The sequence below is a fragment of the Terrabacter sp. 05T424 genome, from assembly GCF_056396225.1.
Map to the genome: position 1 here is coordinate 45,204 of NZ_JBFTLB010000001.1, position 12,331 is coordinate 57,534.

The 12,331-nt window shown below is 70.6% G+C and carries 11 protein-coding genes and 1 pseudogene; 8 read left to right on the plus strand and 4 right to left on the minus strand.

Annotated elements, in window-relative coordinates; genetic code table 11:
• Positions 1-16: 16 nt before the first annotated feature.
• The 4 genes and pseudogenes from AC1DE0_RS00190 to gabT all read left to right on the plus strand — a co-directional run bounded on the left by AC1DE0_RS00190 (position 17) and on the right by gabT (position 2,966).
• The gene (locus AC1DE0_RS00190) at positions 17-406 is read left to right on the plus strand and encodes an ArsR/SmtB family transcription factor (RefSeq protein WP_478095981.1); all 390 of its coding nucleotides are present in this window, start codon (positions 17-19) and stop codon (positions 404-406) included.
• A complete protein-coding gene (locus AC1DE0_RS00195; protein ID WP_478095982.1) occupies positions 403-912 on the plus strand; it encodes an SRPBCC family protein in 510 nt (169 codons plus the stop codon). Before AC1DE0_RS00190 ends, AC1DE0_RS00195 begins: the two co-directional genes overlap by 4 nt.
• 5 nt (positions 913-917) lie before the next feature.
• Positions 918-1,154 (plus strand): annotated as a pseudogene (locus AC1DE0_RS00200) (VOC family protein); the annotation flags it as partial.
• Positions 1,155-1,628: 474 nt separating this feature from the next.
• Entirely contained in the window at positions 1,629-2,966 is a 1,338-nt protein-coding gene (gabT, locus tag AC1DE0_RS00205) for a 4-aminobutyrate--2-oxoglutarate transaminase (protein ID WP_478097719.1), read from the plus strand.
• Between the two features lie 136 nt (positions 2,967-3,102).
• On the opposite strand, the gene AC1DE0_RS00210 is transcribed toward gabT, so the two are convergent.
• The 3 genes from AC1DE0_RS00210 to AC1DE0_RS00220 all read right to left on the minus strand — a co-directional run bounded on the left by AC1DE0_RS00210 (position 3,103) and on the right by AC1DE0_RS00220 (position 7,279).
• Positions 3,103-5,475, minus strand: a complete 2,373-nt coding sequence (locus tag AC1DE0_RS00210; protein WP_478095983.1) for an immune inhibitor A domain-containing protein — start codon at positions 5,473-5,475, stop codon at positions 3,103-3,105.
• A gap of 311 nt (positions 5,476-5,786) precedes the next feature.
• A complete protein-coding gene (locus AC1DE0_RS00215) occupies positions 5,787-6,605 on the minus strand; it encodes an SGNH/GDSL hydrolase family protein (RefSeq protein ID WP_478095984.1) in 819 nt (272 codons plus the stop codon).
• Positions 6,602-7,279 carry a uracil-DNA glycosylase gene (locus AC1DE0_RS00220; protein WP_478095985.1) on the minus strand — a complete coding sequence of 226 codons (678 nt, stop codon included), beginning with the start codon at positions 7,277-7,279 and terminating at the stop codon, positions 6,602-6,604. Before AC1DE0_RS00220 ends, AC1DE0_RS00215 begins: the two co-directional genes overlap by 4 nt.
• A gap of 44 nt (positions 7,280-7,323) precedes the next feature.
• Here AC1DE0_RS00220 and AC1DE0_RS00225 point away from each other — a divergent pair, with 44 nt between their 5' ends.
• Entirely contained in the window at positions 7,324-8,490 is a 1,167-nt protein-coding gene (locus AC1DE0_RS00225) for an N-acetylglucosamine-6-phosphate deacetylase (protein WP_478095986.1), read from the plus strand.
• 3 nt (positions 8,491-8,493) lie between these two features.
• On the opposite strand, the gene AC1DE0_RS00230 is transcribed toward AC1DE0_RS00225, so the two are convergent.
• Positions 8,494-9,531 carry a putative sugar O-methyltransferase gene (locus AC1DE0_RS00230; protein ID WP_478095987.1) on the minus strand — a complete coding sequence of 346 codons (1,038 nt, stop codon included), beginning with the start codon at positions 9,529-9,531 and terminating at the stop codon, positions 8,494-8,496.
• 138 nt (positions 9,532-9,669) lie between these two features.
• Here AC1DE0_RS00230 and AC1DE0_RS00235 point away from each other — a divergent pair, with 138 nt between their 5' ends.
• The 3 genes from AC1DE0_RS00235 to AC1DE0_RS00245 all read left to right on the plus strand — a co-directional run bounded on the left by AC1DE0_RS00235 (position 9,670) and on the right by AC1DE0_RS00245 (position 12,294).
• Positions 9,670-10,317: an HAD family hydrolase gene (locus tag AC1DE0_RS00235; protein ID WP_478095988.1), complete on the plus strand. Its 648-nt coding sequence runs from the start codon at positions 9,670-9,672 to the stop codon at positions 10,315-10,317.
• Positions 10,318-10,378: 61 nt separating this feature from the next.
• Positions 10,379-11,740: a pyridoxal phosphate-dependent decarboxylase family protein gene (locus tag AC1DE0_RS00240; protein ID WP_478095989.1), complete on the plus strand. Its 1,362-nt coding sequence runs from the start codon at positions 10,379-10,381 to the stop codon at positions 11,738-11,740.
• Positions 11,741-11,994: 254 nt separating this feature from the next.
• Positions 11,995-12,294, plus strand: a complete 300-nt coding sequence (locus AC1DE0_RS00245) for a DUF3263 domain-containing protein (RefSeq protein WP_386054151.1) — start codon at positions 11,995-11,997, stop codon at positions 12,292-12,294.
• Positions 12,295-12,331: the final 37 nt, after the last annotated feature.

Below are 12,331 nucleotides of genomic sequence, written 5' to 3' on the forward strand. Positions count from 1 at the left end.
AAGGAGTTGGTTGACAATGATTCTCTCGCCGGTGTCGGACGCCGACCTCGACCGCGCGTTCGCGGCCCTGGCCGACCCCGTCCGGCGCGCGATCATCGCCCGGCTCAGCCGAGGCCCGGCCACCGTCAACGAGCTCGCCGAACCGTTCGAGATCAGCAAGCAGGCCGTCAGCAAGCACATCCAGGTGCTCGAGCTGGCCGGCCTCGTGAGCCGCACCCGCGACGCCCAGCGCCGACCGGTCCACCTCGAGGCCGCCCGCCTCGAGGCCCTGACGGCCTGGATCGACCGCTACCGCCTCCTCTCCGAGCAGCGGTTCCGCAGTCTCGACGCCCTTCTCGAGCGCACCACCACGCAGGAAGCACCTCGCACCAGCACGCACGACACGAACAAGGAGCACCAGTCATGAGCAACCCACTGAACATCGACGCCCCCGCCGGCAAGCCGTGGATCGACTTCACGCGCGAGTTCGACGCCCCCGTCGAGGCCGTCTTCAACGCCCACCGTGACCCCGAGCTCGTCCGCCAGTGGCTCGGCCCGCGGGGCTACGAGATGGTCATCGACCACTGGAACTTCACCTCCGGCGGCAGCTACCGCTACACGCACCGCGACGGCGACAACGTCTACGGCTTCCGGGGCACGTTCCACACCGTCCGCGACAACGACCTCGCGATCCAGACCTTCGAGTTCGAGGGCGCGCCCGACGAGGTCGCCATCGAGTTCATGCGTTTCGTCGACCTCGGCGACGGCCGCTGCCGGCTCGAGGGCCACAGCGTCGGCCCGAGCGTCGAGGGCCGCGACATGATGGTCGAGAGCGGCATGGAGAAGGGCATGGTCGACAGCTACGAGCAGCTCGAGGAGCTGCTCGGCGCCGCGGAATCGTCGACCGCGGCTTCCTCGTCGGCGCAGGCCTGAGCGCCATGGACTGGACCCTCGAGGTCGTCATCGTCCCGGTCAGCGACCTCGACGCCGCCATCGCCTTCTATCGCGACCAGGTCGGGTTCGACCTCGACCACGACACGAAGAACGAGCACATGCACGTCGCCCAGCTGACGCCGCGCGGATCAGGCTGCTCGATCGTGGTGGGCGACATCCCGGCCCAGCAGGAGATGGCTCCAGGCTCGCTCAAGGGCGTGCAGCTCGTCGTCGCCGACGCCGAGGGCCGCGCGTGCCGAGCTCGTCGGTCGCGGCGTCGAGTGCTCCGAGGTCCAGACCATCGACCCCCGCGACGGCGGCACGTTCTTCGGGTTCGGCGACCCCGACGGCAACACGTGGGCCGTCCAGCAGATCAAGGCTCGCGCCGACAAGCCGTTGATCCCGGCCGACCACCGCGGCCGGTTCGGCGAGGGCGTCGAGCTGTAGGCGACGGGGTCGGCGGCACGACGACAGGGCGTGCCGCCGACCGGGGGTGTCGGGAAGTGAGCACTCGACTGGACCTTCAGGTCGAGTGCCCACTTCCGTGCACGGGCTCCTCGGGAACTCGCCGGCAGCTCCGAACGCCGAGTTCGGTGGCTAACGCCCTGCTCTACCGCGGAGTTCGTCGTCGAACGCGGCGTTCGCGTGCGGAATGCGCGCCCGGGGCGCGAAGGCCGGGTTCCGTTCGATGGCCACCCGGCGGCATACTGACGCGCATGAGCAGCGTCCCCCAGCAGCGCGTCCTCCGGACCGCGATCCCCGGCCCGAGGTCTTCCGAGCTCCAGCAGCGCAAGACCGCCGCCGTGTCCGCCGGTGTCTCGACCGGCCTGCCCGTCTACATCGAGCGGGCGGGCGGCGGCATCCTCGTCGACGTCGACGGCAACCAGCTCATCGACTTCGGCTCCGGCATCGCCGTCACGACCGTCGGCAACGCGGCGCCGCGTGTCGTCGAGCGCGTCACCGCGCAGGTCCAGGACTTCACGCACACCTGCTTCATGGTGACCCCCTACGAGGAGTACCTCGAGGTCGCCGAGGCCCTCAACGACCTCACCCCCGGTGACCACGAGAAGCGCACCGCCCTGTTCAACTCGGGCGCCGAGGCCGTCGAGAACGCCGTCAAGGTCGCGCGCCACCACACGGGCCGCAACGCCGTCGTCGCCTTCGACCACGCCTACCACGGCCGCACCAACCTGACGATGGCGCTCACCGCGAAGAACATGCCCTACAAGCACCGGTTCGGGCCGTTCGCCGGGGAGGTCTACCGCGCCCCGATGAGCTATCCGTTCCGCTGGCCGGGCGGCCCCGCCGACTGCGCGAAGGAGAGCTTCGACGTCTTCGTCCAGCAGGTGCACGCGCAGGTGGGGGAGGACAACCTCGCCGCTGTCATCCTCGAGCCGATCCAGGGCGAGGGCGGGTTCATCGTGCCCGCACCGGGATTCGTCAAGCAGGTCGCCGACTGGTGCCGCGACAACGGGATCGTGTTCATCGCCGACGAGGTGCAGACCGGCTTCTGCCGCACGGGCGACTGGTTCGCCAGCGAGCACGAGGACGTCGTGCCCGACATCATCACGACGGCCAAGGGCATGGCCGGCGGCCTCCCGCTGGCCGGCGTCACTGGGCGTGCCGAGATCATGGACGCCGTCCACGGCGGCGGCCTCGGCGGCACCTACGGCGGCAACCCGGTCGCGTGCGCGTCGGCGCTCGGCGCCATCGAGACGATGAAGGCCGACGACCTCTGTGGCCGCGCCAAGCAGGTCGAGGCGCTCTTCGTGCCGCGCCTCGAGGCCCTGGCCGCGCAGTACCCGCAGATCGGCGACATCCGTGGCCGCGGCGCGATGCTCGCGATCGAGCTCGTCAACGGCGAGGGCGACCTCACCCCGAATGCCGCGCTCACCGGGGCCGTCAACAAGGCCTGCCACGCTGCCGGCCTCGTCACGCTGACGTGCGGCACCTACGGCAACGTCTTCCGGTTCCTGCCGCCCCTCGCCGCGAGCGACGAGCTGCTCTCCGAGGGCCTCGACATCTTCGAGAAGGCGTTCGCCGAGTCCGTCTGAGGCACAACGACCCCGAGGGCGTATGCCGCCCGGTTCCCTTCCAGCGCAACGGAACCGCACGCCGTAGAAGGTGACAAGCGGAGAGGCCCGCCCCCACGAAGGGGGCGGGCCTCACTGCGTCACAAGGGGGGAGGCGTCAGCGCTTCCAGACCTTGATCTGCATCGAGGTGCCGAACTGGTTCTCGATGCCGATGTTGACGCCGTTGTTCGGGACCTTCACGCCAGTGGTCGCCGTCTGGGAGTACCAGAAGGTGCCGCCGTCGTTGAAGACCGGCTTGGCCGCAGCCCCCTTCACCAGGAACGGCGCGCCGTTCTTGTGGAAGGTGAACGTGTCGGACTGCTGCGTCGAGAACGGCGCGTCGTAGCCGGCGATGCGCGGACGGAGCACCGTGCCGTCGGACAGGGCCCGTGGCTCGGGGTTGGCGTCGACCGGGAGGATGAGGCCCTCACCGGGGTGGACCCCGGTGTTGTTGTCAGCCTGCGAGGTGTCCCAGTAGCTGATGAGCAGGCCGTCCTGGTAGGGGAAGTGCTCCACCTTGTCGCCGTTGGTGTTGAGCCAGCCGAAGTTGTACGGGCCGCTCTGCAGGTAGCTGTCGAACGACGCGTAGTTCCGGTAGGAGGCGATGTAGTAGTTGTCGTACGCCCACGAGGTCGTGGCGCCGACCGACGACCAGCCGCTCGCCGTCCAGCCCTCCAGGCCACCCTCGGCCCCGGTGTCCACGAGCGTGGCACCGTTGGAGACGACCTTGACGTCGTCGACGAACCAGCCGAGCTCGGTGTAGGCCGGGTCGGTGTGGTAGCGGAAGCGCAGCTGGACCGTCTTGCCCGCGTAGGCGGAGAGGTCGAACGAGGCGTCCTTCCAGCCCATCTGGCCCTCGGCGGGACCGCTCCAGCCGGTGATGCCGTTGCCCTCGCCGGCGCGGGTGTCCGTGCCGGGGATCGCCGTCCAGCCGGAGCCGTCGTTGACCTCCACGTAGCCGTAGTCGCAGCCGCAGTCCTCGATCGCGTAGTTCGTCGCGAAGGAGAGCGTCGAGGTGCCCGCGCCGAGGGTGACCGAGCGGGCCAGCGTCGCCTCGGTGGCGCTGGTGCGACCGCCGTAGAAGTCCTTCGAACCCGACTTGGGGGCCACAAGGGACGACACGACGTTCTTCTTCGGGAGGGGCACGACGACGGCCTGCGTCTTGTCGGTGTTGTACTCGTGCGGGCCGAGCATGACCTTGGTGCCCTTGGCGGTGGGCGTGACGGTCTTGTAGTCGAGCCAGCCGAGGAAGAGCTTCTCCCACGCGCCGAAGTCGGAGCCGCGCGAGCCGATGGACTGGTCGTTCGGTCCGGCCTGGCGGCTCTGGCTCATCATCGACCACCAGTTGACGCCGTTGTCGGCGCCGGTGGCGGTGTCGTAGAGGTCGGGCAGGCCGAGGTCGTGGCCGTACTCGTGGGTGAAGACGGACATGCCGCCGTTCTCGGGCTGGATCGTGTAGTCACCGACCCACATGCCGGTGTCGGCGATGGGAGTGCCGACCTGCCCGCCGGGGCCGTCGGCGCTCGTAGCCGCGTACCAGCGGTGCGACCAGATGGCGTCCTCGCCCTGGATCGGGTCACCGTCGGCCTGGTCGCCACCTGCGTGCACGATCTGGAAGTGGTCGATGAAGCCGTCGGGCTCGTTGAAGTTGCCGTCGCCATCGACGTCGTAGCGGTCCCACTGGTCGTACTGCGCCAGGTCCGCCTTGATCTGGTCGAGCGTCTTGCCCGCGGCCTTCTGGTCGGCGACCCACTGGTTGACGGCGTCGCGCACGAGGGACCACGTGTTGTTGCAGACGTGCGAGCCGCAGACGTCGCGGCCGTAGCGGGCCTCGTTGTACTTGACCTTGACCCAGTCGGAGACCTCACCGTCGATGCTGTAGCGGCCCGAGCTCTGGCGCTCGTACCACTGCTTGACGCTCTCCTGGGCGCCGCCTTGGCCGATGGGGCCGCCGGCACCGAAGTAGAGGTTCTGGAAGTAGTCGCGAGTGTAGTTCGGCTGCCAGTTCGTCGAGTTGTCGAGCGAACGGTCGGGCGCGGGGATCGCGTTGTGCAGCGGGCCCTCCCACGTCGTCGGGCCGGGCGTGGCCGGGTCCGAGTCGATGTCGGGGTAGGCCGCGCTGCGGTCGTTGCCGAACTCGGCGAGGATCACGAAGATCTTGTCGGTGCCCTGGCGGCCCAGCTCGACGTACTGGTCGACGGGGCCCTTCCCCTTCCCCTTGCCCTTGACCTTGACGACCGTGCTCTTGCCCTTCTGGACCGGCGTGGCCGTGCCGCTGAGGACCTGCTTGATCGCCTCGTCCTTGAGTGCGCGGCGCTTGTCCTCCTGGGGGTTCGGCAGATCGTCCCTCCCCTTGGTCGCCGGGGCGTCGCCGACGTGCACGTTGTTCGGGCTGGCGGTGGGAAGGGCGCCGACCATCGGGGCTCCGATGGACACCCCCATCCCTGCGGCCAGGGCGAGGCTGAGCAGCCCCAAAGATGTCCTACGCACGAAACCTCCTTGTTTCGACGGCACGGGTGGCCGTCAGTGCGCACACACGTGCGGCCCCGATCGGGAGCCGCACGCTGGGTGTGAGATGGGCGGCCGGCGCCCCCGCGCACGGCCCGAGGGAGACCTAATCACCTGCGACCTACCTCGCACCAGAGGTGGAATCGTAAAAATTCAGCAAATCCTCAGGACGTTCCGGACATGTTCCGAAGGACCGGCGGTATGGGCCGGGGGCGGCGGCAGGACCCCCGCCCTGGTCTGTGAGCGCAGGGGAGCCCGCTGGACAGGTGGGCGCCTCGGGTGGTGCCGCGCGGTCAGTCCAGCGGCGTGACGTCTGGGCGCTTGGCCTGTCGGTGGTCACCTGAGGAGCGGCCGGTCAGCCGGCGGTGCACCCACGGCCCGACGTACTCCTTGGCCCACTGTGCGTTGGCCTGGAGCGTCTCCCGGCGTCCGATCGGGGGAGCGGGGTCGAGCGGGGTGGCCCAGTCGGTCTCGGCCGGCGTGTGCCCGAGTGCCTCGAGCGCCGCCAGCGAGACCCGTCGGTGCCCCTCGGTGGTCATGTGGATGCGGTCCTCGGCCCACATGCGCCAGTCGCGCAGTGCAGGCAGCCCCCACTGGTCGATGACATGCGCGCCGTTGCGCCGCGCGATGCTCCAGATGTTGGCGGTGTGGATGGCGGCCCGGCCGCGGGTTGCCTTGACCAGCGGGGCATCTGCGGGATCGACGGGCGTTGCCATCAGCACGTCGGCCCCAGTCGCCCGGACGCGGGCGACGGCCGCCTCGAGCCGGGCTGCGAGCCCGTCGAGGTCGGCCTTGGGCCGGAGGATGTCGTTGCCGCCACCGACGATGCTGACGAGGTCTGGCTGCAGGGCCAGGGCGTCCTCGAGCTGCGACCCGACGACGTCGGCGAGCTTGCGGCCGCGGACCGCGAGGTTGGCGTAGCCGAAGTCGAGCCCGTCGGCGTGGGCGATCTCCGACAGGTGCGCGGCGAGCCGGTCTGCCCAGCCGGCGAACTCGCCGTCGTGGCCGAACGACGGGTCGTCGTCGCACATGCCCTCGGTGAAGGAGTCGCCGATGGCGACGAAGCGGGTCCAGACGGTGGGTCCGGAGCCTCCGGGCGTGGGCTGGGTCATGTCAGCCTCCAGTCGATGGGGGTGGCGCCCTGCTGGGCGAGCAGGTCGTTGGTGCGGCTGAAGGGTCGTGAACCGAAGAAGCCCGACCGGGCCGACAGGGGCGACGGGTGTGCCGACTCGATGCGCGGCACAGGGCCGAGCATCGGTGCCAGCGACTGCGCCTGCCGACCCCAGAGGATCGCGACGAGAGGTCCGCCACGCTCGACCAGCGCCGAGATGGCTTGTGCGGTCACGGTTTCCCAGCCCTTGCCCTGGTGGCTCGCGGAGCGCCCGGGCTGGACGGTGAGCACCCTGTTGAGAAGCATCACTCCTCGGTCGAACCACGGCGTCAGGTCGCCGTTGGCCGGCGTCGCGACGCCGAGGTCGGTGCCCAGCTCCTGGTAGATGTTCTGCAGCGAGCGGGGGACCGGGCGCACGTCGGGGGCGACGCTGAAGCTGAGGCCGACGGGGTGGCCGGTCGTCGGGTAGGGGTCCTGGCCGACGACGAGGACGCGGACGTCGGGTAGCGGGAGCGAGAAGGCTCGCAGCACGTGGTCGCCGGCGGGCAGGTAGCCGCGGCCCGCGGCCACCTCGGCGCGCAGGAACTCACCGAGCTCGGTGATCGTGTCGGCAACCGGCTCGAGGCCGGGCACCCACGTCGGGTGGACGAGCTCGGAAAGGGGTTTCACCGGCACGGCCACACGCTACCCCCGCCGTCCGTGCGACAGAATCGACCCCGATGAACCTCACCCTGCGCGGACCCGCCCTCGTCGACGAGGCCGTGCTGCCCGACGTGCTCGTGCGCGTCGAGGGGGAGCGCGTCGCCGCTGTCACTCCCCTCGAGCCCGGCACGGAGCCGCCCGGCGAGGCCCACGCGGCCGAGCGGGTGAGCGGGACGATGCTGCCGGCATACGTCGACATCCACTGCCACGGCGGCGGCGGCGCGGCGTTCACCGACCTCAGCGACGAGGCGGCTGCCTCCGCGGCCCGGCACCACCACGCCCACGGCTCGACGAGTCTGCTCGCGAGCCTCGTCACCATGACGCCCCGCGAGCTGGAGCGCGGTGTCGCGATGCTCGCCGAGCTCTGCGACGACGGTCTGGTCGACGGCATCCACCTCGAGGGTCCGTGGCTGGCCGAGGCGCGCTGCGGTGCGCACGACCCGACGCTCCTGCGCGACCCGTCGCTCGCCGAGGTCGAGCGCCTCCTCGAGCTCGGCCGGGGGCACATCCGGCAGGTCACCCTCGCCCCCGAACGGGACCACGGGCTCGACCTCGTGCGCTGGCTCGCGTCGGCCGGCGTCCACCCCGCCATCGGCCACACCACCGCCTCCTACGCGACGGTCGAACAGGCCGTCCACGCCGGTGCCGACATCGCCACCCACCTCTTCAACGGCATGGACCCGTGGCACCACCGCGAGCCGGGCGCCGTTGCGGCACTGCTGCGTTCGGCTGCGCGGGGTCACGTCACGGTCGAGCTCATCGCCGACGGCGCCCACCTGTCCGACGACACCGTGCGCACGGTGCTCGACCTCGTCGGAGCCGAGCACGTCGCCTTCGTCTCCGACGCGATGGCGGCCGCGGGAGTGGGGGACGGCGCGTACGTCCTCGGTGGTCTGTCGGTCGTCGTCGACCGCGGCGTCGCGCGCCTGCGCCGCGACCCCGACGGCACCACGCCCGGCTCGATCGCCGGCGGAACCAGCCACGTCGGCGACATCGTCGCTCGCGCGGTCGGCACCGGCATCCCGCTGCCGTATGCCGTCCGCCCCGCCACGCGCACGCCGGCCCGCGCGCTCGGGCTGGCCGACCGCGGCTCGCTCGCCGTAGGGTCGCGCGCTGACGTCGTGGTTGTCGACGACGCGGCCCGCCCGACCAAGGTCATGCGTCGGGGCGCCTGGCTGGCCTGAGCGTCAGCGCCGCCGGAGCACCGCGAGCTGGCCTGCAGAGTGGATGAGCGGGCTGTTGTAGGTGCCCATCAGCTCGAAGCCGCGACGCTCGAACATCGCGATGATGCGCGCGGACGTGACGGGGTCGACGACGCCGATGCCGTCACCGGTCTTCACCGGCTTGCCGAGCCGCGAGTTGAGGGACACGGCCCACCGGACCCCGCGCGCGACGACGAGGTCGACGTAGTTCTCGACGACGTCGGGCTCCATCTCCTGGAAGGAGAAGGAGTTCACGAAGACGTCGAACTCTCCCGTGAGGTCGGGCAGACGGTAGTTCGGCAGGACGGCGGAGCCCTCGAGCTGGATGGGCCCGCTCGGCGCGACCCTCTCGTCGTAGACGGCGACCCGGTCGCCGAACAGCTCGCGCAGGTACCAGGACGCGACGGTGAGCAGGGGCGGGATGTCGACGTTGACGTAGACCGCGTCGGGGTCGCGTGACATGAGGAACTCGCCGAGCACGCCGAAGCCGCCGCCGATCTCGAGGAAACGCTTCGGTGGTGCGTCGACGTGCATCGACAGGGCCGCCATGCAGAGGGCGTAGTTGAGGTAGGGCCGGGTCCAGCCGTGCTCGGCGTTCGTGAAGCGGTAGTACTGGAACGGCGTGCCCACCTTCGACTCGCCGAGACCGTTGAGGTCGCACGGCCAGCTCGCCTGGTTCCAGGCCAGGCGCACCGCGTCGAAGTCGCGCCGGGCCTCGTGCGTGGCGGCGAGCGCCGAGCGGATCCAGCCGGGCTGGGCGTCGGGGAGCGCGGTCTGGACCGTGGCTAGCACCTTGTCGATGACGGCATACGTGAAGCCGACGCCGTAGCGGGGGTAGAACCACCAGGCGGCCGTCGGCCACGACTTGAACGACTCGAGACCGCGGGTCTCCATGTCGGACAGCAGGGCGTCGAGGCCCGGACCCCAGAAGCTCGTGGGGCGGTAGAGGGCGTCCGTGTCGCGCAGCTCGTCGAGCGAACGCTGCGTCATGGCGGACCAGTCGACGGCGGTGGCTTCAGTCATGGGATGCATGTTGCCGGTCCTTGGCGGTGGATGGGCAGAGGACAGCCGGGAATGTACGAATCACCCGCCTTCGAGCACCATCCGCCCGGTATGCGGCCGCCCCGTCCCGTCGCCACACGGCTGCCCTAGGCTCGGCCGGTGACGTCTCCCCGCTGGTCCACTGCCGTCTTCGACCTCGACGGCACGCTCGCCGACACGATCAACCTCATCGTCGAGTCGTACCAGTACGCGTTCCGCACCGTGATCGGTCGGGAGGAGGACCCGGAGGTCATCCGCTCGTGGATCGGGCGCCCGCTCATCGGCGCCTTCCGCGACCATTCGCCCGAGCATGCCGACGAGCTCTACGCGACCTACCTGCAGTGGAACTCCGACAACACCGAACGGCTCATCCGCGGCTACGACGGCGTCGTCGCCGTGCTCGCCGACCTGCGGGCGGCGGGGGTGGGTGTCGGCGTAGCCACCTCGAAGCGTCGCGAGTCGGCCCAGCAGGCCATGGACATCCTCGGCATCACCGAGCACGTCGAGGTGCTCGTGGCGATGGAGGACACCGAGCGCCACAAGCCCGACCCGACACCGCTCCTGCTCGCCCTCGACCGGATGGGCCGCAGCGCGAACGGCGCCGTCTACGTCGGCGACGCCGTCGTCGACGTGCTCGCGGGCAAGGCTGCGGGCATGGACACGGTCGCGGTCACGTGGGGCGCCGGCCTGCCCGAGCCGCTCGAGTCGGTGCGGCCCTCGGCGGTCGTCTCGAACGCCGACGAGCTGCGCTCCACGCTCATCGGCTGACGCCGAGGGCCCCGACATTTCGCGGTCGGGGCGGGCCCCCCGCAGGGCCTAGCATCTGTGCGTGCACAGCTTCGACAAGGACGCCGACCACATCGCCGTCGACAAGGTCCTCAGCTACGCCCGCGAGCGGCTCCTCATGGACCCCATCCCGCTCGACGGTGCCCAGACCCAGGACTACCTCCAGTCGGCGGCCGGCCAGACCATCACGCCGGCCGGGCTCGGCTCGATCCGGGCGATGGAGCTCTTCGAGCACACCCTCGCGCCGGCCTGCCTGTCGACCGACCACCCGCGCTACCTCTCCTTCATCCCGTGCGCGCCGACCCGCGAGGCCGCGGCCTTCGACGTCGTCGTCGGCGCCTCGTCGATCTACGGCGGTTCATGGATGGAGGGTGCGGGCGCGGTCTACGCCGAGAACCAGGCCCTGCGCTGGATCAGCGACCTCGCCGGGCTGCCCGAGTCGGCCGGCGGGGTCTTCGTGCCCGGTGGCACGGTCGGTAACCTCTCCGCCCTCGTCGTGGCGCGGCACACCGCACGGGCCCGGGCCAAGGAGAGCGGCAGCGGCGTCCGCCCCTACCGCGTGGCAGCCACCGACAACGCGCACTCGTCCGTGGTCTCGATGGCCGCGGTCATGGACGCGGAGGTGTGCGGCGTCTCGGTCGACGACAAGCTGCGGATGACCGGCGCCGAGCTGCGAAAGACGTTGGTGGAGAACGGCCCCGAGACGTTCTTCGCGGTGGTGGCCACGAGCGGCACCACCAACTTCGGGGTCGTCGACGACCTCGCCTCCGTCGCCGAGGTGTGCCGCGAGTTCGGCCTGTGGCTGCACGTCGACGGGGCCTACGGCGGCGCCGGGCTCGCCGCTCCGTCGGTGCGGCACCTCTTCGCCGGTATCGAGCACGCCGACTCGTTCATCGTCGACCCGCACAAGTGGCTCTTCGCGCCCTTCGACTGCTGCGCCCTCATCTACCGCGAACCGGAGCTGGCCCGGCTGGCACACACGCAGGAGGCCGGCTACCTCGACGTGATCACGAAGTCGGCCGAGTGGAACCCGACCGACTACTCCATCGGCCTGACGCGACGGGCCCGGGGCCTGCCGCTCTGGTACTCCCTCGCCGTCCACGGCACCGACGCCTACGTCGAGGCCATCGAGAGCACCGTCGAGGTGACGCGCTTCGCGGCCGACGAGATCGGGCGTCGCCCCTACCTCGAGGCGGTCCGCGAGCCGGACCTCTCGGTGGTCGTCTTCCGTCGGCTGGGCTGGTCCCCCGAGGACTACCAGGCGTGGACCGACCGGCTGCTGGCTCAGGAGTTCGCCTTCGTCGTGCCCACGACCTTCCGCGGCGAGACCCTGACCCGCTTCGCCATCGTCAACCCCCACACGACCAAGGAGGACGTCAACGCCATCCTCGACACGATGGCCTGACGGCTCCCAGAGCCCGCGGCCGATCGCGTACGCGTGTGGCTCGGGGAGCGGCCGGACGACGCGACGAGGCGCACCGGTGAGGCGTCACGGATGGGGCCTGCGTGGCCCCTGGGACGGGTGTTCCACGCCCCCGCGGGAGCCTTCCGTCGACATGTGGGCAACACGCCCGACCTGAATGACATGCCTGTCATTTGCCCCTAGGGTGAAGACCGGAGCCAACGCACGACCGCGTACGACCGCACTGAGACGGGACCATGAGCACAGACCACGCCACGGCGCAGCCCCACCGCCCCGAGTCCGAGGACGGCCTCAGCGCGCGCGACCTCGAGATCCTGGCGTTCGAGCGCCAGTGGTGGAAGTACGCCGGCTCGAAGGAGCAGGCCATCAAGGAGCTCTTCGACATGAGTTCCACGCGCTACTACCAGGTGCTGAACGCGCTGCTCGACAGCCCGCTCGCCCTCGAGGCCGACCCGATGCTCATCAAGCGGCTGCGCCGCATGCGGGCGAGCCGCCAGCGGGCGCGCACCACCCGCCGCCTGGGCATCAACGTCTGACCCGACGACGACGGCAGCCAACGTGACCCAGCGGCTG